Source organism: Sorangium sp. So ce119 (genome assembly GCF_051524405.1).
Lineage (GTDB): Bacteria > Myxococcota_A > Polyangia > Polyangiales > Polyangiaceae > Sorangium > Sorangium cellulosum_G.
In genome coordinates this window covers 7348038-7369541 of sequence record NZ_CP150310.1, presented here as the reverse complement: position 1 = coordinate 7369541, position 21504 = coordinate 7348038, and the positions used below count along the sequence as shown (strand labels likewise).

The window sequence follows — 21504 nt, the reverse complement described above, 5'->3', positions numbered from 1 at the left end:
GGGACGTCATGGCAACGATGGCAGCGATGCCGACCTCGGAGACGAGCCTCGGCAGCATCCTCGATCAGGTCGCGAAGGAGAAGGGGATCGACAAGAAGATCCTCGTCGAGACGATCGAGGCCGCGATCTTGAAGGCCGCGCAGAGCGTCTTCGGCCCCACCCGCGAGCTCGAGGCGCGCTTCAACGAGGACACCGGGCAGATCGACCTCTTCCAGTACATGACGGTGGTCGAGGCCGTGGCGGAGCCGGAGCGCGAGATCTCCATCACTGACGTGGACAAGCTCAAGCTGGACGCGACCCTGGGCGAGGAGCTCGGCTTCCAGGTCTTCTGGCGCCCCGAAGACGCGGAGAAGGCGCGCGATCAGGACAAGGAGTACGGCGACATCCTGAAGCTGAAGCACGGCCGCACGACCTTCGGGCGCATCGCCGCGCAGACGGCGAAGCAGGTCCTGCTCCAGCGCGTGCGCGACGCCGAGCGCGATCTCATCTTCAACGAGTACAAGGATCGCAAGGGCGAGCTCATCCGCGGCATCGTGCGGCGGTTCGAGAAGGGCAACAACATCATCGTCGACATCGGCCGCACCGAGGGTGTGCTCACGTTCCGCGAGCAGACGCCGCGCGAGACGTACCGGCCCGGGGACCGCATCGTCGCGTACGTGAAGGACATCGATCGCGAGGCGCGCGGCCCGCAGGTCATCCTCTCCCGCTCCGACCCGCGCCTCGTCGAGAAGCTCTTCGAGGCCGAGGTCCCCGAGATCTACGAGGGCATCGTGCGGATCGTGTCGGTGGCCCGCGAGCCGGGCGCCCGCTCGAAGATCGCCGTGACGAGCCGCGACGCGGACGTCGATCCGGTGGGCGCGTGCGTCGGCATGAAGGGCTCGCGCGTGCAGGCGGTGGTCCAGGAGCTCCGCGGCGAGAAGATCGACATCGTGCCGTTCGACCGCGATCCGGCGCGCTACGTCATCGCCGCGATCCAGCCGGCCGAGGTGCACAAGGTGATCGTCGACGAGGCGGACGGGCGCATGGAGCTCGTGGTCCCCGACGAGAAGCTGTCGCTCGCGATCGGGCGCAAGGGCCAGAACGTGCGGCTCGCCGCGCAGCTCACGAACTGGAAGCTCGACATCATCAGCGAGACGAAGTTCAAGCAGATGGAGGAGGAGGCGATCTCCGCCCTCCAGCAGATGGACGTCGTGACGGAGCAGATCGCGAAGTCCATGTACCGGCTCGGCTTCCGCGCGCTGGAAGAGGTGAGCGAGGCGTCCGTCGAGGAGCTCGCCGCCATCCCGGGCCTCGGCGGCGCCGAGGCCGCCGAGCGGATCAAGGCGCAGGCGGACACGACGATGGAGCGGCTCCGGCAGGAGCGCATCCGCTCCGCGAGCTCGCGCACCGAGCCGCTCACCGATCGCGAGCGGCTGATGTTCATCCGCGGCGTGGGCGACCGGACGGTGGTGCTGCTGGAGGAGGCCGGCTACCGCAGCGTGGAGGACGTGCTGCGGGAGGACGAGGACCGGCTGGCGATCCGGACGGGGCTCGGCATCAAGAAGGCGCGCGCGATCAAGCAGGGCGCGCGGGAGTTCGTTGAGAGCGAGCAGAAGGTGCTCGATGCGGCGCGGGCGGATGTTCGTCGCGCCGCGGAGGCGAGGCACGCGTAGGCTGGGGGGCGAGAGGACCGAGGATGGAATCAGCGGTGAGCAGACAGAACGGCGCAGGTGAGCGCGAGCCCCTCGAGGGGCGCGTGCGCACGTGCGTCGGCTGCGGGGAGCGCGTCGGCGTCGATGACGCCCGCGGCGCACGTCCGCTCGTCCGGCTCATCCTCGGCCCCGGCGGCGTGATCGCGGTCGACCCGGGCGACGGCGGCTTCGGCCGCGGCGCGCACGTGCACCCGCGGAAGGACTGCCTGGCGGGCGCGGTGGCCCGGGGCCTCGCGCGCGCCGCCAAGGGGCGTGTCCACGCGATCGTGGGGAGCGCAGGCCTGGACGTGGAGGGCGCCGGCGCTCAGGCCGCGCCGGGCGCGGAGCCGCTCACGACCGTCTCGCTGGCGCGGGCGATCCGTGAGGCGACGGAGCGCCGGATCCAGGGGCTCCTCCGTTCCGCGGTTCGCTCGCAGCGCGCGGCGATCGGGGCGGACGCGGTTGTGGGGTCTTGCGCGCGGGGCGAGGCCGCGCTCGTGCTGGTCGCGTGCGACGCGGCGGCGGGCGCGGATCTGCCGGAGGTCCGGCGGGCGATCGCCGAGGGGCGCGCCGTCGCATGGGGCAGCGGGCAGGCGCTCGGCGCCCTCGCCGGCGGCCCGCGCGAGCGCGGCGTGGCCGTGATGGCCATCTCGTCGGCGTCGATCGCCGCCGCCGTCGCGAGCGCAGTTCACGTGGTGGATACTTGCGCCCGGATCGAGCGGGGCGAAGACGCAGCAGAGGGTGGGCGGGGCGGCGCCGGTCGGCGAGGTCGACCGGCGCGCCATGCGTCCACGCGGTCGGAGCAGGGCGCGCGGCCTGCTAGCGGCGAGGAGCCGCCGGCGCCAGAGAGTGGGGTCGGTCGGCTTCTTGCAACTGCGCCGGGGACCGGGGAAGGCGGCGCGGTCGGGGGCAGGGGGGTGGTGTCCGGTTCCGCCGGACGCGCCTCGACGGTGGACAGAGTGGCCGCAAATCGTCGCCCGCGCGGATGGGTGAGGCGGATTGGTTAACGTGGAGCGAGGTGCATGAGCAAAGTCCGGGTCTACGAGGTCGCCAAGCAGCTGAACATGGACCAGAAGACGCTGGTCGCGCTCTTCCAGTCCATGGGTATAGGCGACGTGCGCAATCACATGAGCGCCGTCGAGTCCGACGTCGTCGAGCGGGTTAAGCGGCACCTCGAGCGGCAGAAGTCGCCTGAGGTGGTGGAGGAGCGGATCCGCCCGACGGTCGTCAAGCGCCGCGCGCGGCCGGGGGCTGAGCCCGAGGCCGAGGCGCCCGTGCGCGCGGCTCCGGAGCCGGCGCCCTCTCGGCCCGCGGCGGTGCCGGCCCCCGTTTCTTCGTCGCCCGAGCGCGCTGCTCAGGAAGAAGCGCAGGTCCGTCGCCCCGCTCCGCCGCCGCCCACCGCTCCCGCAGCAGCGCCCCCGGCGCCCGCGCCCGAGCCGGTGGTCGCCGCGAGCCCGCGCGAGCCCGAGCTGGCCACCGCCCCCAGCGCGCCCGCTCCCGCAGCGCCCGCCCCCGTCGCGGCTGCCCCCGCAGCGCCGCCCGTCGCGGTCACGCCGGCAGCGGCGCCTGCCGAGCCGGCGCCGGTTGCGCCGTCCGCGGCGGCCGCTGCTCCGGCGGAGCCCACACCCGCCGCGGCGCCTGCGGCCGCCGAGGCGAAGGCGGTCTCGCCGGAGCCGAAGCCGGCAGCTCCTGCCGCTGCGACGCCGCCGGTGACCGCCGCGGCGCCTGCGCCCGCTGCGCCCGAGCCCACCGCGGCGCAGGCTGCAGCGCCCGCCCCGGCGCAGGCCACCGCGCCTGCAGCGCCCGCGCCCACCGCGGCGCAGGCTGCAGCGCCCGCTCCGGCGCAGGCAGCGCCCGCCCCCGCGCAAGCGGCCGCACCCGCGGCGCCTGCGCGTGCGACGTCCACGCCTGCCGCGTCCGCGCCGACCCGTCAGCAGTCCGCGGCGCCCGCGCCTGCTTCGGCACAGGCGTCGTCTCGGCCGGCGTCCGCCGCGCCGCAGCGGCCGGGAGCGTCGGCACCGACGACGAGCGCGTCGCGTCCGCCGCCCCGTCCGACGTCGCCGCCCGCGTCGGCGCCTGCGGCCAAGCCGGAGGACGCAGCGGCCGGCTCGTCCGCTCAGGCGCCGCGCCGCCCGTCCTCGCCGCCGAAGACCGGCATCGAGGTGTGGCAGGGTCGTCCCGGCGTCACGATGCCCGCTGCACGCCCCGGCCCGCCGCCGGCGCGGCGCACGACCTACGATCCGCGCGCCAACGCCCAGCAGGCGCGCCCCGGCGGTCCCAGCTTCGGGCCGGGCGGCCGGTCCATGCCCGGCGGCCGGAACACTCGCCCGGGGATGTTCGGGCGACCGCGCCCGGGAGGCGGCGGGCTCCCGCGCAAGCCGGTTCAGGTCTCCACGCAGGAGATGGCCTCGCACAAGAAGGTCATCAAGATCGAGGAGCAGGTCACCCTCCAGCAGCTTGCCGCGAAGATGAGCCTGAAGGCGACCGACGTGCTCATGCGGCTCCTGTCGATGGGCATGACGGGCGTGAACATCAACAGCACGCTCGACGCCGACACCGCGAAGATCCTCGCGAGCGAGTTCGGCTGGAGCGTCGAGGACGTGGCCGTCAGCGAGCAGGACACGCTGACCGCGGCCATGCAGGCCGGGGTCGACGTCGACGAGGACGTCGAGATCCGTCCGCCCATCGTCACCGTCATGGGTCACGTCGACCACGGCAAGACGTCGCTGCTCGACCGGATCAGGAAGGCCGCCGTCGCCGAGGGCGAGGCGGGCGGGATCACCCAGCACATCGGCGCTTACCGCGTCGAGACGCCCCGCGGCACGATCGCCTTCCTCGACACGCCGGGCCACGAGGCGTTCACGGCGATGCGCGCCCGCGGCGCCTCGCTCACGGACATCGTGATCCTGGTGGTCGCGGCCGACGACGGCGTGATGCCCCAGACCAAGGAGGCGATCTCGCACGCCCAGGCGGCGAAGGTGCCGATCATCGTCGCGGTGAACAAGATCGACAAGCCGGGCGCCGACGAGGACAAGATCAAGCGCGACCTCGCCTCGCTCGGGCTCCAGCCCGAGGAGTGGGGCGGCGAGACGATGTTCTGCAGCGTCTCGGCGAAGCAGGGGACGGGCATCGACCAGCTCCTCGAGTCGGTCCTGCTCCTCGCCGAGGTCCAGGACCTGCGCGCCAACCCGAAGAAGCGCGCCAGCGGCACCGTCATCGAGGCCCTGCTCGATCGCGGCCGCGGCCCCGTCGCGCGCGTCATGATCCAGGACGGCACGCTCCGCACGGGCGACATCCTCCTGGCTGGCGCCGCGTGGGGCAAGGTCCGGGCGATGACCGACGAGCTCGGGCGCTCCGTCGCCGAGGCCGGCCCCGCGACGCCCGTCGAGGTCCTCGGCCTCGCCGAGGTGCCGAGCGCGGGCGATCCCGTCCACGCCGTGAAGGACGGCAAGACCGCGGAGGAGATCGCCGAGACCCGCCGCAAGAAGGCGTCGAAGACGCTGATCCCGCAGGACTCGCGCGTCTCGCTCGAGTCGATCACGAAGAACCTGCAGGAGGCCGATCAGCTCGAGCTCAAGCTGATCATCAAGGGCGACGTGCAGGGCTCGGTCGAGGCGATCACCCACGCGCTGGCGAAGCTCTCGACCGAGAAGGTGAAGGTCACCATCGTGAACGGCGCCGTCGGCGGCATCACCGAGGGCGACGTGAACCTGGCGGTCGCGTCGAAGGCGATCATCGTCGGCTTCAACGTCCGGCCGGCCGGCAAGGCGGGCGCGCTGGCCGAGAACGAGGGCGTCGAGATCCGGCTCTACAACATCATCTACAACGCCGTCGACGACATCCGAAGCGCGATGGAGGGGCTCCTCCCCGCGACCAAGGTGGAGAAGGTCCTCGGCCGCGCCGAGGTCCGCCAGGTCTTCAAGATCACGAAGGCGGGCATCGTCGCCGGCTCGATGGTCATCAACGGCTCGGTCAAGCGCACCGCCGAGGCGCGCCTCATCCGGGAGAACGTCGTGGTCTGGACGGGGCGCCTCTCGGGGCTGCGCCGCTTCAAGGACGACGCGAAGGAGGTGGTCGAGGGGTTCGAGTGCGGCATCTCGCTCGACGGCTACTCGGACATCAAGGAGCGCGACATCATCGAGAGCTTCGAGATCGAAGAGGTCAAGACGAAGCTCTGAGTTTCCTAGATGTTCGTCGGCGTCCTCCGTCTCCGCCTCGATATCGTCGGGGCCCGCTCCCTCAAGGACAAGCGCAGCGTGGTGCGCTCCTTGAAGGAGCGGGCGCAGAGCCGGATGCGCGTGTCGATCGCCGAGGTCGGCGTGCTCGACGACCCGCGGCGGGCGACGCTCGGCGTCGCGGTCGTCTCGAACTCGGCGGCGATGTGCGACAAGGTCCTCGCGGACGTGGCCGCGATGGCCGGGTCGCTGCCCCACGCCGTCCTCACCGATCGGGCGACCGAGATCGTGCCGTTCGGCGAGGGAGGGATGGGGGTGCAGGGCGGCATCGAGCAGGCGCTCGATCGCGGCGATGAGGATCTGGGAGCGCCCTCGGGCATGTTCGAGGACGCAGAGGACGACGAATGAGCGGCACGGTGAAGCGGGCGACGCGGGTCGCCGAACGGCTCCGCGAGGATCTGTCCAATCTGCTGCGGGAGCTGCGCGACCCGCGGCTCGCCGGCGTGCTCGTGTCGCGCGTGGACATCACGGACGATCTGCAGAGCGCCAAGATCCACGTGCGCCACGAGTTCGGGGCGGAGGACGAGGCGTCGCGACGCGCGCTGCTCAAGGGGCTCGACGCGGCGTCGGGCCGGCTGCGCAGGGACGTCGCCCGCACGATGGGGCTGCGCGTCGTGCCGACGCTGCGCTTCTTCTACGACGAAGGCCCCGACGCCCAGCGGCGGATCGAGGAGCTGCTGCGGGAGATCAAGGACGACTCGGGCGGCGAGCGCTCCTAGCGCCGGGGACGGCCCCGGGCGCGCCGCCCCCGGGGGCGATCACCGGGGGATGAGCCGGTCGATCGCCTGCGCGGGCTCGAGGTCGAAGCGCCACGGCCCCATCTTCGTCGGGGCGTCGAGCGCCGCCTTCAGAGCGCGGAGGAACTCGCGCCGCGGCCACTCCACGGCGCCGAAGCGCTCGAGGTGGTCCGTGTACACCTGGCAGTCCACCAGCGCGAAATCCCAGGCGACGAGGTTCCCGAGCAGCGTCGCGAACGCGACCTTCGAGGCGTCCGGCGCGCGCGCGAACATCGACTCGCCGAAGAACATCCGGCCCAGCGACACGCCGTAGAGGCCGCCGACGAGCTCGCCGTCCGACCAGCTCTCGATGCTGTGCGCGATCCCGGCGGCGTGCAGCGCGGTGTACCCGGCGATGAGCTCCTCGGTGATCCACGTGCCGCCCTGCCCCGGACGCGGCGTCTCGCTGCAGGCCCGCATGACGTCCCCGAACGCCGTGTCGGCCCGCACCTCGATCCCGCCCCGCCGCACCCGCTTGCGCAGCGAGTGCGGGATGTGCGCCTCGCGCGGCGGCAGCACGAAGCGCGGATCCGGAGAGAACCAGAGCAGCGGCAGCCCCTCGTGGGGCCAAGGGAAGATGCCCCGGCGGTAGCCGGCCAGGAGCCGCTCCGGGGAGGCCTCGCCGCCCACGGCGACGATCCCCTCCGGGGTGGCGCGCTCGGGCGGAGGGAAGTCGAGCTTGCTCGTGAGCAACGGGACGCGCATCGCTGTGGAGCGAATCCTCCCATCAGCGCGGGCGCTTGCAAAGCGTCGCTCGGCGCGCGCGCTCAGGAGGCGCACACATAGTCGGAGCCCTCCACGAAGCCGCGCGCCCCCAGGTGATCGCGGATGAGCGCGCGCGCCCCCCGCGCCCCCACGGCGACCACGATCATCTGCGCGCCTCGCTCCAGCCGCGACGGGTCGACGATCGGCGCCCCCTGCGCGGTCCGGCCTATCTTGCGCGGATCGATGTCCACGAACCGCTCCGGCGGAGCGCCGTTCCGGGCGAGCGCCCTCGCCAGCTTCCGGCCGGTCTTGCCCGCGCCCCATACCGCCACGGGGCGCGCCGTGCCCAGCTTCCTCGCGAGGTAGTGCGCCTTGGCCTCGAGGAAGCGCTCGATCGCGTACCGCGGATCCGCGAACGTGGCGCGGCCCTCGCGGTGCCGCCAGCGCAGGCCGAGCTCCGGGAGCTTCGCCATCCGCACGCCCGCGGCGTCGAGGCGCAGCCACAGGTCGTAGTCCTCGGCCCACGGGGCCTCCCGGAACCCGCCCACCTGCTCCAGCGCGCTCCGCCGCAGCATCACCGACGGGTGGCACAGCGGCGACTCCACGAACATCTCCCGCGCGTGATCCTCGGGCGTGATGATCGAGTTCAGCCAGTCCACGTAGCGCAGCATGCCCTCGCCGACCGGCCCGGCCGCGAACGCCTCGACGCGCGCGCCGACGACGCCGAGCCGCGGATCGCTCCGGAGCGCCTCGACCTGCCGCGCGAGCCGACGGTCGACCGAGATGTCGTCGCCGTCCATGCGCGCGAGGAGCTCGCCCCGCGCTGCCTGCGTCGCGCGGGAGAGCGCCCGCGCGATCCCCACGCCGCCCGCGGCGACCGGGATGACGCGGCGGTCGCGCTGCGCGATGCGCGCGACGGTGGACGGGCCGGCGTCGGTCGAGCCGTCGTCCACGGCGATGACCTCGAGGTCGAGGTCGCGCTCGGCGAGCACGCTCTCCAGCGCCTCCTCGATCGTCGCCTCTGCCTGCCGGTACGGGAGCAAGACGGAGACGAGCGGCGCCACGCCAGGACCATGGCGGCGCGCCGGCGCAGCGTCCAGGAGAAGGGGCCCGCGCCCGCGTCAGACGTCGCGGGCCAGCCGGATGCCGCTCATCTGCCAGCGCGCGTCCGGCGGGAAGAAGTTCCGGTACGTCGTGCGGATGTGGCTCGCAGGGGTCGCGCAGGACCCGCCGCGGAGCACGAGCTGGTTGCTCATGAACTTGCCGTTGTACTCGCCGAGCGCCCCCGACCACGGGCGAAACCCGGGGTACGGCGCGTACGCGCTCGACGTCCATTCCCACACGTCGCCGAGCATCTGCCGCGGGGCTCCCGGCCGCGATGGCGCAGCCGCGGGCTCGGGGTGATAGCGCCGGCGCTCGGCGAAGTTCCCCTCGAGCGCCGCCTCGCTCCGCGCGGCGCCGCCGCGGCCCTCCTCCGCGCCGGCGAGCGCGCCCTGCGCCGCGGTCTCCCACTCGGCCTCGGTCGGGAGCCGCGCGCCTGCCCACCGGGCGTAGGCGTCGGCCTCGTAGTAGCTCACGTGGCAGACGGGCTCGTCGACGTCGACCTCACGGAGCCCGTGGAGCGTGAACAGCTCGAACCGGCCGTCGCGGCGCTCCCAGTAGAGCGGCGCCTCCCACCGGTTCGCGACGACCGCATCCCAGCCGCTCGACAGCCAGAGCTCCGGCCGCGCGTAGCCGCCGTCCCGCATGAACGCGAGGTACTCGCCGCACGTCACCGGCCGCTCCGCGAGCGCAAACGCGCCCACGAACACGCGGTGGCGCGGCGCCTCGTTGTCGAACGCGAACGCGCCCCCGCCATGGCCGATCCAGCGTACGCCCTCGGCGTGATCGAGGTAGCGGAGCTCCCCGGCCGCGCCGCCGGCCCGGCCCGGCGGCGCGCCGCCGAAGATCGCGGGGCGCAGCGGGTTCTGCGCCATCGCGTGCTTCAGGTCGGTCAGGATCAGCTCCTGGTGCTGCTGCTCGTGGTGCAGCCCCACCTCGATCGTGAACGCGAGGTCGGCGACGTGTCGACCCGCGGCGAGCTCGTCGAGCAGCGCCCGCATGCGCTCGTCGACATGGCGCCGGTAACGGGTTGTCTCCTCCACGGTCGGCCGCGACAGGATCCCTCGCTGCGGCCGGCTGTGCCGCTCCCCCACGCTCACGTAGTACGAGTTGAAGAGGTACCCGAACTGCGGGTGAAACGGCGTGTACCCGGCGCGCTCCCCGAGCACGAACGTCTCGAAGAACCATGTCGTGTGCGCGAGGTGCCACTTCACCGGGCTCGCGTCCGGCATCGACTGGACGACGTGGTCCTCGGGGCAGAGCGGGGCGCAGAGCGACTCCGTGAACGCCCGGACGGCGTCGTACCGCGCTCTCAGCCCGCCCGCGGCGCGTTGCGCCTGTTCCATCGCGTTCCCTCGGGTCCTTGGTTTCGCGAGGCGCCTCGCCGCGGCGAGCGGAGCCTAGCGCTTCTTGAAGTCGCCGAGGTGCGTGACGTACCAGCGACCCTGCCAGGAGATGATCGTGTGTACGTCGATGCTCGCTGGCTTCCCGTCGATCTCGTACTTCAGCTTGCCGTGCAGGGAGCGGTAATAGCCGATCTTGTTGACCTCGTCTCCCGGCGGCACCCACTTCGGCCTGGAGCCGACCTCGAAGCCGACGAACCGCGCGCCGTCCCAGCTCTTGCGCTTCCGGTGCATCGCCTTCACGTCGTTGAGGTAGGCGGCGTGGAGGTTGTCCCAGTACTTGCCGGGGTCCTTCACGTCCTTGAGCGGGATGAACGGCTCCTTCGGGAACCAGAACGGATCGGCGAGCGCCGGCTCGTTCTTCACGATGGCGTCGAGCAGCGCGCTGGCGCGCGAGGTGAGCTCCTGGCTCTCGGGCGGCGGCAATATCTTGTTCGTCGCAGAGAACGCCGCGTCGCCGGCGTCCGCGGGAGGCGCCGCTCCCGGCTGGAGCGGCCCGTCGGCCGCCGCCGTCTCGGCGCCCATGCGAGCGCCTCCGTCCTGCGGCAGCTCCGGCGTCGCTGCGTCCTGCGGAGGTGGCGCCGACGCCGCGCCGGCCGCGCCTGATGTCGCTGTCGCTGCTGCCGCCTTCGGCGAGGTGCCGGCCGAGGGGAGCTGAGCGCTCTCGGCGGGCCGGGCGTCCGGCGCCGGCGTGGGCGCCGCGCAGCCCATGACCACGGCGAGCGCGCCCACGACGACCTGCTTGATCATGCGCATGCCCCTATCGCAGCGCCCCGGCGTCGACAAGCGATGCCGGGGCGCTGGAGCGCGGCCGGGCCGCCCGCCCGTCCGACGGGCGGACGTGGCTCACTTCTCGAGGATGATGAACTGCACGCGCCGGTTCTTGGCCTTGTTCGCGGGCGTGACGTTCGGCGCGACCGGACGGTCCTGCCCGTAGCCCTTCGCGACCAGCCGCGAGCCGTCCACGCCGGCCCTGGTCAGCCAGGCCCGCACCGAGTTCGCGCGGGACTCGCTGAGGGTCTGGTTGTGCTCTCGCCCGCCGGTGTTGTCGGTGTGCCCCTGGATCTCGACCTTGCGGATGTTCGGATTCCGCTGGAGCACGTCCGCGATCTCCTCCATCAGCGCGTTCGAGTCGCCCAGGATCTTCGCCGAGTCGGTCTCGAAGTGGATCTGCTTCGAGATCTTGATCTCGTTGCCCTGCACCTTCACGAGCGAGACCTTCGGCCGCTTGTTCACGGTGAGCTGCGCGCGCGTGTCCTCGCTGGTCCGGACGTCGGCCTGGTTGACGTGGTTCATGTAGCCCTGCGCCTCGACCTTGAGCGTCACCGCGCCGGCCGGCAGATCGGGGAAGCGGAAGGCGCCGCTCGCGTCGGTCGTGGCGGTCTGCTCGCGCCCCGTCGCGTCGACGAGCCGGATCGTCGCGCCGGCGACCGCGTCCCCGCTCTCCGCGTCCTTCACCGTCCCGACGACGTTGCCGGTCTTGGGGAGCGCCTCGAGCGAACAGTCGACGTCCACGAATGTGGTCCCTTGCGGCTGTGCCGGGTTCGGCGCCATGCCGGGCAGCCCCGGCTGCGGTCCGAACTGACCGGGCTGCCCCGGCTGCGGACCGAAGCCGCCGGGCTGCGGACCGAAGCCGCCCGGCTGTCCGGGCTGCGGACCGAAGCTGCCCGGCTGTCCGGGCTGCGGACCGAAGCCGCCGGGCTGCGGACCGAAGCTGCCCGGCTGTCCGGGCTGCGGACCGAAGGGCCCCGGCTGCGCGCCGAAGCCGCCCGGCTGTCCGGGCTGCGGACCGAAGGGCCCCGGCTGCGCGCCGAAGGCATCGGGCTGCGGGCCGAACGCCCCAGGCTGCCCAGGCGCTGCCCCGCCGGCGAGGATCGTCGCCTGGCACGTGCCCGGCTTGTAGCCGTTCGCCCGGACGTTGAACGTGTAGGTGCCCGGCTCGAGGTGCCGCGTGAGGAAGCGGCCGTCCGGCCCTGTCGCGTACGGCGGCTGCGGGACGCCCTCGACCGAGACGATCGCGTCCGCCACCGCCGCGTCGGGCCGGTTCTGCTCATGCACGAGCCCGCGCACGAAGGTCTGCGGCGCAGGCACGAGCTGCGGCGGCTCGCGGATGATCTGCGGCGCGGGGGCCGGCGGCGGCTCCTTCTGCTTCGTGTCGTACGCGTAGCCGATCCCGAGGTAGAGCGTCCACGGCGCCTGCGGCGCGACCTCCTCGATGAACACGGAGGTCGCCGACAGCCCGAGGTCGAACGCCGCGTGCCCGGACAGCCCGCGGAACGCCTTCTCGAACGGCGTCACGCGCACGCCGAGCGACAGCCGCGACGGCGCCGCCGCGTAGCCCGGCCCGCCCTGGTTCTGCGGATCGGGCGACGCGAAGTCGTCGAGCCCGAGGCAGACGTCGCCGCGCGACACGCGGCTCGTGTGGCACTCGTAGCCCTGCCGGTTCACCGGGATATCCAGGGTGTACTCGAGGTACGGCTGCACCTTCGGCAGCGGCATCTCCACGCCCAGATAGGTCTGGAAGAAGTCGACCCGGTTGATGCCGAGCCCGAACCGCTCGATGCGCGAGATCGGCTGCCGATCGCGGCCGTCCCTGAACGCCAGGGCCCGCTGCTGCTCGACCTCCTCGACGAGCACGCCGGAGTTGTCGAGCTTGTAGCCGAGGTTCAGGTTGACCCGCAGCGGGAACCCCTTGCCCTGGGGCTTGCGGAGATCGAGCGTCGCGAGCCCGCGGAAGACCGCGCTCGTCCCGCCGCCGGCCAGGCCGACGTCGCCCGTCCCGTTGAGCAGGAGGAGCTGCGCCTCGCCGCCGAAGGCGAGCGGCTTGCCGATCTTCGTCGGCGTGAACGCCTTCACGCCGAACGTCGTGTCGCCGAGCACCTGCAGCAGCCGGGGACGACCCTGATCGTTCGCGTTCGCGAATGTCCGGATCGCCGCGTAGCCCTCGAGGAAGGGCAGGGGGGTCGCGTTCAGCGCGAACAACGCGCCCACGTGGCTCGCCGAGTCCTCCAGCGCGTCGGGGCCGCACGTGATCGGCTGGCCCGCGGGCGTCGACTCCGTCGGATCGCAGAGGAAGCCGCTCGTGGAGAACCAGTCGAGCAGGAACGACACCCGGAACGTGCCCGGCGCGCCGGAGCCTGCGGTCGACGTCCTGAGGAGGCCGGTCGAGCCCCAGAGGTTCGGCTGCGCCGTGAGCGACAGCGCGCGCTCCTGCTCGTCCCACGCCGTGGAGGAGGGCGCCGTCGCGCTGGCTCGCGCGCCCTGAGCGCCGGCGGACGCCTCCGCGCCGAACGTGAAGCTCGCGTCCGGCGGCGGCTGACCTGGCGAGGGCGCCGGCCCGAACTGCGGAGGCGGAGCGCCGCCCGGGAAGCCCGGCTGCGGCCCGAACTGCGGAGGCGGAGCGCCGCCCGGGAAGCCCGGCTGCGGCCCGAACTGCGGAGGCGGGGCGCCGCCCGGGAAGCCCGGCTGCGGCCCGAACTGGGGAGCGTCGCCCGGAGAGCCCGGCTGCGGCCCGAACGGGCCAGGCTGAGCGGGAGGAGGCTCGGACCCGAACGGCCGAGGCGGCGCCGGCTGCTGGCCGGGCGGCTGCGGTCCGAAGGGCGGCTGCGGTCCGAAGGGCGGCTGCGGCTGCTGCGCCTCGGCGGCGCCCGCGAGCGTGAGACAGCCGACGAGCGGCAGCGCCGTGAGCGCAGCGCGCCGGGGCCTGTCGGCGAACACCTTCAGAAGCGTATGCATCGAGCCTCATCCGCGAGGTCGATCAAGGAAACGCCCGCCAATCGGGACGGTGGAGACCTCGCGCGCGGCCCGTTGTACCACTGCGGGCGGCCCACGAAACAGCGGTTTTCGTCGGCGGCAGATTCGCGACAAGCCGCGCCGCGCAGCTCAATAAGTGCGGCCTCGCTGCGGCTTCCGCGACCTCGCCTCGAGGTGATGCCCAGTCGTCGGCGCCTCCCGCGAGCGCTCTGCGCGCCACGTCCTCCGTCGAGCCGCGCGCGCGGCGCTCTGTCGCGCGGGCGACCCGGTCGCAAACGTGCTGGACCGCTGCGCCCCGCGCTCCGGGCGCTCCTCGGCCGAGGCCGAGCCGCCGCCCAATCCAGCGGGCGCGCATGCTAGGAAGCCACCATGGCATCCCGCGGGCGTATCCTGATCGTCGACGACGAGGCCAACGCGCGCGCGGCGCTCTCCGAGATCCTGCGCGAGGAGGGGTACACCACCGAGACGGCGGCGGACGGCTTCAAGGCGCTCGGCAAGCTCGAGGAGTTCGCGCCCGATGTCGTCCTGACCGACCTGAAGATGCCCGGGCTCGACGGCATCCGGATGATGGAGAAGGCGCAGCTCGCGCTGCCGGACGCGACGTTCGTCGTGATGACCGCGTTCGGCACCATCTCGAGCGCCGTCGAGGCGGTGAAGAAGGGCGCGTACAACTACCTGACGAAGCCGCTCGATTTCTCGGTGCTCGCCGTCGTGGTCGAGCGCGCGGTGGAGCGGGCGAAGCTGCTCCAGGAGAACTCGCGGCTGCGCGAGCGGCTGCGCGAGCGCAACGCGTTCGGCCACGTGATCGCGGGCCACCCGGGCATGGTGAAGCTCGTCCGGCTGGTCGAGCAGGTGGCGCCGAGCCGCGCGAGCGTGCTGATCGTGGGCGAGACGGGCACGGGCAAGGAGCTCGTCGCCGAGATGATCCACCGCGCCAGCCCGCGGGCGAAGGCGCCGCTCGTCCGGCTGAACTGCGCCGCGCTGAGCGAGTCGCTCCTCGAGAGCGAGCTGTTCGGCCACGAGCGCGGCGCCTTCACCGGCGCGGTGGGGCGCCGCGAGGGCCGCTTCGAGCAGGCGAACGGCGGCACCCTGTTCCTCGACGAGGTGAGCGAGATCCCGCTCGCCACCCAGGTGAAGCTGCTGCGCTTCCTGCAGGAGCGGACCTTCGAGCGGGTCGGCGGCAACGAGACCCTCAAGGTCGACGTGCGCATCCTCGCCGCGTCCAACCGCGACCTGCGCCAGCGCATCGCCGAGGGCCTGTTCCGGGAGGATCTCTATTACCGGCTCAACGTCGTCACCCTGGAGATCCCGCCGCTCCGCGACCGCCGGAGCGACATCCCCGAGCTCGCGACGTTCTTCCTGGGCCGCTATGCGCAGGAGAACGGCAAGCGCATCGAGGGCTTCACCGACGAGGCGCTGTCGGCGCTGACGAGCTACTCGTTCCCCGGCAACGTGCGCGAGCTGGAGAACGCGATCGAGCGCGCGGCGGTGCTCTGCGACGGCCCGCGCATCGAGCTCCGGCACCTGCCGGCCCAGATGTCGTCCGAGCCGGCGGAGGCGGCCGACGCGATGCCCCGCATCCCCGGGAGCACCATCTACGACCTGGAGCGCTACGCGATCCTGCGCACGCTCGAGGCGTGCAAGGGCTCGACCTCCAAGGCGGCGACGATCCTCGGGATCAGCCCGCGCAAGATCCAGTACAAGCTGCACGAGTACAGCGCGGCGAACGCGCGCGGCCGGGCGAGGCCGGGCGACGGCGCGTCCGGCGAGCATCCCGAGGGTGAGGAGGGCGCATGAGCAGCGGAGCGGAGCCTCTCGTCGAGCAGCGCGCAGGGCGCGCCGCGCCGGCGCGCTCCGACGACGAGGTGGCGGACGGCGAGCTCTTGATCGACGTGCGCGGCCTGATGAAGACGTTCCGGGTGGGCTTCTTGCGCCGGAAGGCGGTCGAGGCGGTCAAGGGGGTGAGCTTCGGCGTGCGCCGCGGCGAGATCTTCGGCTTCCTCGGCCCGAACGGGGCCGGCAAGACGACGACGATCAAGATGCTGACGGGCCTCATCTCCCCGACGGGCGGCGAGGCGTACCTGTTCGGCGCGCGCGTCCCCTCGCCCGAGGCGCGCCGGAAGATCGGATTTTTGCCAGAGAATCCGTATGTTTACCCGTATCTCACCCCGCGCGAGTTCGTCGAGCTCTGCGGCCGCCTGTCGGGGATGCGCGGCGCGGCGTTGCGCACGCGGACGATGGAGGTGCTCGATCAGGTGAAGATCGCGTACGCGGCGGATCGTCAGGTGCGCCGGCTGTCGAAGGGGATGCTGCAGCGCACGGGGCTGGCCGCCGCGCTGGTCGCCGACCCGGAGATGCTGATCCTGGACGAGCCGATGAGCGGCCTCGATCCGGTGGGTCGCAAGGAGGTCCGCGATCTCATCTTCGCGGAGCGCGACCAGGGCCGGACGATCTTCTTCTCGACGCACATCCTGAGCGACGTCGAGGCGATGTGCGATCGCGTGGCGATCCTGCGCGAGGGCCAGGTGGTCGTGAGCGGCGCGATCCGGCAGCTCCTGCGGGGCGACGTGCTGCGCACCGACGTCACGCTGGCGGGCGCGAGCCGCGCCCTGCTCGGGGAGCTCGGCGCGAAGGGGTTCGCGACCTCGGTCCGGGGCGACGTCGTCGTGGTCGACGTGGAGGGCGAGGCGCGCGTGCGCGAGGTGCTCCAGGAGGCCCTCACGGCGGGCGCGCAGGTCGTCGAGGTCACGCCGCGCCGCGAGACGCTCGAGGACCTCTTCATGCGTCGCGCGCTCTGATCTTCATCCACGGTAGGCCCGAAGAGAGGGGATCCGCCGCGCGGCGAACTCCCTCCCCTCGGGCCGGGCAACCTTCTCTAGGCCGTGGCCCCCGCGACGTCCTGCTTGGCCGCCTCGATGATCTCGAGCGCATACGCTCCGATGGTCGACGCGTCCTCCCCCTCGACCATGACGCGCAGCTTCGGCTCCGTCCCGCTCCAGCGCACCAGGATGCGCCCCTTGTCGCCGAGCGTCTTCTCGATGCGATCCACGGTGAGCCGCGTCCGCTGCATGCTGTCGAGCGGCAGGCGCGTCGCGAACGTCGCGTTCTCCAGCACCTGAGGCACCCGCTGCATCGCCTTCGAGGCGAGCTCGCTCAGCGGCTTGTCCTCCTCCGCCATGATCGCGAGCACCTGCAGCGCCGCCACGATGCCGTCGCCCGTCGTCGCGTGATCCAGGAAGATGAGGTGCCCCGACTGCTCCCCGCCGAACGAGTAGCCGCCGTTCCGCATCGCCTCCACGACGTACCGGTCACCGACCGCCGTCCGCACCACGTGCCCGTTGTGCGCCTTGAGCGAGCGCTCCAGGCCGAGGTTCGACATCACCGTCGTCACGATCGTGTTCCGCGGCAGCTTGCCCGTGCGCAGCATCCGCAGCGCGCAGAGCGCCATGATCGCGTCGCCGTCCACGACCTCGCCGCGCTCGTCGACCATGATCACCCGGTCCGCGTCGCCGTCGAGCGCGATGCCGATCGCCGCGCCGCGCTTCAGCACCTCGGCCTTCACGTGCTCCGGGTGCAGCGCGCCCGTCTCGCGGTTGATGTTGCGGCCGTTCGGCTTCACGCCGAGCGCGGTCACGTGCGCGCCGAGCTCGCTGAACACCAGGGGCGCCACGCGGTAGGCCGCGCCGTGCGCCGCGTCGACGACGATCTTCACGCCGTCGAGCGACAGCGCCGTGGGGAACGTGCTCTTGCAGAACACGACGTACCGCCCCCGCGCGTCGTCGAGCTTCACCGCGCTCCCGATCGCGGCGCCCACCACCCGCGCCTCATCGAGCTCGTGGCTCTCCATGAGCCGCTCGATCTCCTCTTCCTCCGTGTCGGGCAGCTTGTACCCGTCGGGCCCGAAGATCTTGATGCCGTTGTCCTGATACGGGTTGTGGCTCGCGCTGATCACGACCCCGGCGTCCGCCCGCATGCTCTGCGTGAGCTGCGCGACCGCCGGCGTCGGGATCGGCCCGCTCAGCATCACGCGCCCGCCCATCGCGCACACGCCGGACGCGATCGCGGTCTCGAGCATGTAGCCGGACAGCCGCGTGTCCTTCCCGATCACCACCCGCACCTGCCGGGACTTCCCGTGGCTCGCGACGAACGCGATCGCGCGCCCGAGCCGCAGCGCCATCTCCGGCGTCATCGGCGGCTGGTTCGCCACGCCGCGCACCCCGTCGGTGCCGAAGAGCTTGCGGCCTGCGGACTGCTTCTGCGGTTCGCCCGTCGCCGACGGAGCGCTCTCCTTCTGATCCTTCTTGGTGTGCTTCGGCACGGTCCCTCTCTGTGGTTTTGCGCTGAGGAGACCACCCTTAGCAACCTTTGCCAAGGCAGCCTACGGGCAATCGCCGGCGTGGGACCGAGGCGCGCTCGCCGCGCCGCGCGCCGTATCGGCGGAGCGGCCGCTCGTCGCGCTCATCGCGCAGCTTCCGGCGGCGCCTCGTTGTTGCGCCGCGCCGCCTCGTTGCTCAGGCGCAGCAACACCGACCTCTGCGCCGGCGTGCGCAGGTCCCTCCCGCGCGTCGTGCCCTCGACGCCGCGCGGCGCCGGCAGGAGCGCGTTGACCAGGCCCATCAACCGCACCGTCGCCTGCGGCGCGATCCCGTGCGCCCAGCTCAGCAGGTGCGCCGACAGCCCGAGCTTCACCTCGGGGCGCCCCTCCCGCGCCGCCGCCACCACCCGCCGGGCCGCGCGCCGCGCGTCGATCGTCGCGACAGGGATCGACGAGGCCAGGCCGAACCAGCCGAACTCGAGCTGCTGGTTGCCGCCGAACTCGGCGTTGTAGATCGACCCCGTGCGCATCGGCCCGGGGATCACCGTCGTGACACGCGGGCCGCGCGCGCTCCCGTGGGAGAGCTCGGCCTGGAGGCTCTCCGAGAAGCCCATCATCGCGAACTTCGACGCGTTGTACCCGAGCAGGTGCGGCAAGGCGACGCGCCCGCCGATCGACACCACGTTCACGATGCGCGCCGCGCGCCCCTGCTTCTCGAGGTGCGGCAGCGCGCTCAGCGTCGTGTGGACCGCGCTCCAGTAGTTCGAGCGCATCGCCTCGTTGAGCTCCTCCGCGCTGAGGTCCTGCATCGGCGCGACCTGGATCACGCCGGCGTTGTTCACGATCACGTCGATCCGGCCGAACGCGCGCGCCGCGCCGTCGATGAACGCCTCGGCCGCGGCCCGGTCGCCGAGGTCGCACGCCGTCGCGTGCACCTCGATCCCGAGCGCCCGCAGCCGCTGCGCGGCCCGGTCGAGCGCACCGGCGTCGCGCCCGGCGATCGCCACCCGCGCGCCGTGCCGGCCGAACTCCTCGGCCAGGAGCAGCCCGAGCCCGCGGGAGCCGCCCGTGATGACCACGACCCGGCCGCGCAGGTCGAGCCGCCGCAGGGCGCGGAACGCCGTCCGCGCGAGCGCGGCCGCCCCGAGGGCTGCCGCAGGGAAGAGCACCGGCGAACGTCGCTTCTTGATGAGTGCCATGGCGCCGGAACCGGCATCGCGCGTGCCAGCCGGCGCGCCGGCGGGCAGCGACGCGCCTGCACATGGGCGCTCCCGCGGCGGTCCTCTGCGGTGCTCGCTGGCGGTGTTCGCTTGCGCCCGCTCAGCGCTCGCGTCTGCTCCGAGCTCGCGCCGGCTCAGAGCGTCACGACCGGATCCGGCGTGATGCCCAGCAGCGCCGACCGCACCTCGCCGACGAGGTAGATCGAGCCGGTCACGACGACGAGCTCGCCCGGCGCGGCGCCCTCGATCGCCCCCGCCACCGCCGCGCCCGGGTCGCCGATCGGCTCGCCCGGCGCGACCTCGCGCAGCGCCTCGAGCGGGGCGGCCGCGCGGCCCTGCGGCGTCACGTAGAACCGGCGCTGCGCGCGCGGCGCGAGCATCTGTAGCATTTCGCCCCACCCCTTGTCGGCCATCGCGCCGAACACGAGCGCGGTGCGCGCGGCGCCCGGGCCCTCCTCGTCGAGCCACGCCGCGAGCGCCTGCGCGCCGTGCGGGTTGTGCGCACAGTCGAGCAGGACCTGGGCGCCCCCCGCGTCGAGCCGCTCGAGCCGGCCGGGCCAGCGCGCCGCGGCGAGCCCCGCCGGCAGCGCCCGCTCGATGTCGGGCCACCGGCCGGCGAGCTGCCAGGCGACGCCGCACGCCACGCCCGCGTTCTCCGCCTGGTGCGCCCCCCGAAGGCCGAGCTCCACCTCGATCGCGCTGCGCGCTGGCCCCGCGACGCGGGTCGCGCGCGCTCCAGGCCCCGCGCTCCCCGCGCGCCCCACCGCGATCTCGCCCGCGCGCCCGCCGTGCTCCGCCCGCGCGACGCGGACGCGCGGCCCGGCGCCGACGGCCTGCGCGGCCGCCTCGATCGCGGCGTCCGCCTCGGGATCGAGCGGGCCGAGCACCGCGGGCGCGCCCGGCTTCAGGATGCCGGCCTTCTCCCTGGCGATGTCGGCCAGCGTCGGGCCGAGCAGCGCCTCGTGATCGAACGCGATCGACGTGATCGCCGTGCAGAGCGGCGCCGCGATCACGTTGGTCGCGTCGAGCCGCCCGCCGAGCCCCACCTCGAGGATCGCGAGGTCGACCCCGGCGTCGCGGAACGCCACGAACGCGGCCACCGTCAGCGCCTCGAAGAACGTGAGCGGCGAGGGGACCCGCTCGAGCGCGGCCGAGAGCGCGGCCTCGAGCGCCGCGTCGCCGATCATCTCCCCGCCGATGCGGATGCGCTCGGCGAAGCGCGACAGGTGCGGCGACGTGTAGAGGCCGGTGCGGAGCCCGGCCTCGCGCGCGATCGACTCGACCATCGCGCACACGCTGCCCTTGCCGTTGGTGCCGGCGACGTGCACCGCGGCGAGGCCGGCGTGCGGGTCGCCGAGCGCCGCGAGCGCCTCGCGCACCCGGTCGAGCCCGAGCACCATGCCCCGGGGCGCCCGCTGCCCCAGCGCCTCGAGCAGCGCCGGGAGCCGCGGCGCCGCGGCGCTCATCGGCGCGCCCGGCGACCGCCCGCGAGGTGATGGAGCAGCGTCCCGAGGTACGCCTTCATCTCGAGGCGCGGCACGATGGCGTCGACCATCCCGTGATCGAGCAGGAACTCGGCCCGCTGGAAGCCCTCCGGCAGCGTCTGCCGGATCGTGTTCTCGATGACCCGGGGGCCCGCGAAGCCGATGAGCGCCTTGGGCTCGGCGATGTTCACGTCGCCGAGGAAGGCGAAGCTCGCCGCGACGCCGCCCGTGGTCGGGTGGAGCAGCACCGAGAGGAACGGGAGCCGCGTCTTCCGGTACCGCTCGAGCGCGGACACGCTCTTCGCCATCTGCATCAGCGAGAGGATGCCCTCCTGCATGCGCGCGCCGCCCGACGACTGGAGCAGCACGACCGGGAGCTCCTCGCGGGCCGCGCGCTCGAACAGGCGGGCGATCTTCTCGCCGACGACCGAGCCCATGCTCCCGCCCATGAAGGCGAAGACGAACGCGCCGTACGCGATGTCGCGGCTGTCCAGCCTGGCCCGGCCGATCTCGATCGCCTCCTTCGCGCGGCCCTTCTTGTGGAGCGCCGCGACGCGGTCGCGGTAGCTCTTGCCGTCGCTGAACCGGAGCGGATCGTTCGGGGCGAGGTGGTCGTCCCACTGGGCGAGCTCGCCGTCGTCGAGCAGGAGCCGCCGCCAGCCGTCGGCGTCGAGCTTGTGGTGGTGGCCGCACTGCGAGCACACCTCGAAGGTGCGCGCGAGCTCGGCGGCGTCGTGCGTGTGCGCGCAGCCGTCGCAGCGACGGAACACGCCCGCTCCCAGCGAGCGCTTCTCGCTCGCGTCGGTCGTCGGCAGGGTCTTTTCGGGCCAGGTCATCGGCGC

General features: G+C 73.1%; 16 protein-coding genes. 7 read left to right on the top strand and 9 right to left on the bottom strand.

Features of this window, described 5'->3' with window-relative positions; genetic code table 11:
- The first annotated feature begins 8 nt into the window (after positions 1–8).
- The 5 genes from nusA to rbfA are packed head-to-tail and all read left to right on the top strand — an operon-like array spanning position 9 to position 6624.
- Positions 9–1652, top strand: coding sequence for a transcription termination factor NusA (gene nusA / locus WME76_RS27745; protein ID WP_433927746.1), 1644 nt, complete (start codon positions 9–11; stop codon positions 1650–1652).
- A 35-nt stretch (positions 1653–1687) separates the two neighbouring features.
- The gene (locus tag WME76_RS27740) at positions 1688–2677 is read left to right on the top strand and encodes a DUF448 domain-containing protein (RefSeq protein ID WP_437955285.1); all 990 of its coding nucleotides are present in this window, start codon (positions 1688–1690) and stop codon (positions 2675–2677) included.
- Between the two features lie 15 nt (positions 2678–2692).
- The gene (gene infB / locus WME76_RS27735) at positions 2693–5848 is read left to right on the top strand and encodes a translation initiation factor IF-2 (RefSeq protein ID WP_437955284.1); all 3156 of its coding nucleotides are present in this window, start codon (positions 2693–2695) and stop codon (positions 5846–5848) included.
- Between the two features lie 9 nt (positions 5849–5857).
- The gene (locus WME76_RS27730) at positions 5858–6253 is read left to right on the top strand and encodes a DUF503 domain-containing protein (protein WP_437955283.1); all 396 of its coding nucleotides are present in this window, start codon (positions 5858–5860) and stop codon (positions 6251–6253) included.
- A complete protein-coding gene (gene rbfA / locus WME76_RS27725) occupies positions 6250–6624 on the top strand; it encodes a 30S ribosome-binding factor RbfA (protein WP_437955282.1) in 375 nt (124 codons plus the stop codon). Before WME76_RS27730 ends, rbfA begins: the two co-directional genes overlap by 4 nt.
- Before the next feature lie 39 nt (positions 6625–6663).
- Here rbfA and aat read toward each other — a convergent pair whose 3' ends face one another.
- The 5 genes from aat to WME76_RS27700 all read right to left on the bottom strand — a co-directional run bounded on the left by aat (position 6664) and on the right by WME76_RS27700 (position 13625).
- Positions 6664–7386 carry a leucyl/phenylalanyl-tRNA--protein transferase gene (gene aat, locus WME76_RS27720; protein ID WP_437955281.1) on the bottom strand — a complete coding sequence of 241 codons (723 nt, stop codon included), beginning with the start codon at positions 7384–7386 and terminating at the stop codon, positions 6664–6666.
- Positions 7387–7448: 62 nt separating this feature from the next.
- Positions 7449–8450 (bottom strand): glycosyltransferase, encoded by a 1002-nt coding sequence (locus WME76_RS27715; protein WP_437955280.1) that lies wholly within the window; start codon positions 8448–8450, stop codon positions 7449–7451.
- 57 nt (positions 8451–8507) lie between these two features.
- On the bottom strand, positions 8508–9833 hold the full coding sequence (gene egtB / locus WME76_RS27710) for an ergothioneine biosynthesis protein EgtB (RefSeq protein ID WP_437955279.1): 1326 nt from the start codon (positions 9831–9833) through the stop codon (positions 8508–8510).
- A 54-nt stretch (positions 9834–9887) separates the two neighbouring features.
- On the bottom strand, positions 9888–10640 hold the full coding sequence (locus tag WME76_RS27705) for a hypothetical protein (RefSeq protein ID WP_437955278.1): 753 nt from the start codon (positions 10638–10640) through the stop codon (positions 9888–9890).
- A gap of 96 nt (positions 10641–10736) precedes the next feature.
- Complete coding sequence (locus WME76_RS27700) at positions 10737–13625, bottom strand: carboxypeptidase regulatory-like domain-containing protein (protein ID WP_437955277.1); 2889 nt, start codon at positions 13623–13625, stop codon at positions 10737–10739.
- Positions 13626–14012: 387 nt separating this feature from the next.
- On the opposite strand from WME76_RS27700, the gene WME76_RS27695 reads away from it, so the two are divergent.
- Both WME76_RS27695 and WME76_RS27690 read left to right on the top strand, forming a co-directional pair.
- Positions 14013–15440, top strand: a complete 1428-nt coding sequence (locus WME76_RS27695; protein WP_437955276.1) for a sigma-54-dependent transcriptional regulator — start codon at positions 14013–14015, stop codon at positions 15438–15440.
- Positions 15437–16441 carry an ABC transporter ATP-binding protein gene (locus WME76_RS27690; protein ID WP_437955275.1) on the top strand — a complete coding sequence of 335 codons (1005 nt, stop codon included), beginning with the start codon at positions 15437–15439 and terminating at the stop codon, positions 16439–16441. The genes WME76_RS27695 and WME76_RS27690 overlap by 4 nt, the downstream gene beginning before the upstream one ends.
- Positions 16442–16518: 77 nt before the next feature.
- On the opposite strand, the gene glmM is transcribed toward WME76_RS27690, so the two are convergent.
- The 4 genes from glmM to accD all read right to left on the bottom strand — a co-directional run bounded on the left by glmM (position 16519) and on the right by accD (position 21498).
- Positions 16519–17961 (bottom strand): phosphoglucosamine mutase, encoded by a 1443-nt coding sequence (gene glmM / locus WME76_RS27685; protein ID WP_437955274.1) that lies wholly within the window; start codon positions 17959–17961, stop codon positions 16519–16521.
- Positions 17962–18101: 140 nt separating this feature from the next.
- Entirely contained in the window at positions 18102–19157 is a 1056-nt protein-coding gene (locus WME76_RS27680; protein WP_437955273.1) for an SDR family NAD(P)-dependent oxidoreductase, read from the bottom strand.
- A 155-nt stretch (positions 19158–19312) separates the two neighbouring features.
- On the bottom strand, positions 19313–20644 hold the full coding sequence (locus WME76_RS27675) for a bifunctional folylpolyglutamate synthase/dihydrofolate synthase (RefSeq protein WP_437955272.1): 1332 nt from the start codon (positions 20642–20644) through the stop codon (positions 19313–19315).
- Entirely contained in the window at positions 20641–21498 is an 858-nt protein-coding gene (gene accD / locus WME76_RS27670) for an acetyl-CoA carboxylase, carboxyltransferase subunit beta (protein ID WP_437955271.1), read from the bottom strand. Before accD ends, WME76_RS27675 begins: the two co-directional genes overlap by 4 nt.
- Between the last annotated feature and the right edge of the window lie 6 nt (positions 21499–21504).

What these genes read in the sequence shown, in the direction of transcription:
- WME76_RS27695 (WP_437955276.1), top strand. Translation starts at nt 14,013, where the DNA reads ATGGCATCCCGCGGGCGTATCCTGATCGTCGACGACGAGGCCAACGCG.
- WME76_RS27700 (WP_437955277.1), bottom strand. Translation starts at nt 13,625, where the DNA reads ATGCATACGCTTCTGAAGGTGTTCGCCGACAGGCCCCGGCGCGCTGCG.
- WME76_RS27675 (WP_437955272.1), bottom strand. Translation starts at nt 20,644, where the DNA reads ATGAGCGCCGCGGCGCCGCGGCTCCCGGCGCTGCTCGAGGCGCTGGGG.
- rbfA (WP_437955282.1), top strand. Translation starts at nt 6,250, where the DNA reads ATGAGCGGCACGGTGAAGCGGGCGACGCGGGTCGCCGAACGGCTCCGC.
- aat (WP_437955281.1), bottom strand. Translation starts at nt 7,386, where the DNA reads ATGCGCGTCCCGTTGCTCACGAGCAAGCTCGACTTCCCTCCGCCCGAG.
- nusA (WP_433927746.1), top strand. Translation starts at nt 9, where the DNA reads ATGGCAACGATGGCAGCGATGCCGACCTCGGAGACGAGCCTCGGCAGC.
- infB (WP_437955284.1), top strand. Translation starts at nt 2,693, where the DNA reads ATGAGCAAAGTCCGGGTCTACGAGGTCGCCAAGCAGCTGAACATGGAC.
- WME76_RS27680 (WP_437955273.1), bottom strand. Translation starts at nt 19,157, where the DNA reads ATGGCACTCATCAAGAAGCGACGTTCGCCGGTGCTCTTCCCTGCGGCA.
- WME76_RS27705 (WP_437955278.1), bottom strand. Translation starts at nt 10,640, where the DNA reads ATGATCAAGCAGGTCGTCGTGGGCGCGCTCGCCGTGGTCATGGGCTGC.
- WME76_RS27690 (WP_437955275.1), top strand. Translation starts at nt 15,437, where the DNA reads ATGAGCAGCGGAGCGGAGCCTCTCGTCGAGCAGCGCGCAGGGCGCGCC.
- WME76_RS27730 (WP_437955283.1), top strand. Translation starts at nt 5,858, where the DNA reads ATGTTCGTCGGCGTCCTCCGTCTCCGCCTCGATATCGTCGGGGCCCGC.
- egtB (WP_437955279.1), bottom strand. Translation starts at nt 9,833, where the DNA reads ATGGAACAGGCGCAACGCGCCGCGGGCGGGCTGAGAGCGCGGTACGAC.
- accD (WP_437955271.1), bottom strand. Translation starts at nt 21,498, where the DNA reads ATGACCTGGCCCGAAAAGACCCTGCCGACGACCGACGCGAGCGAGAAG.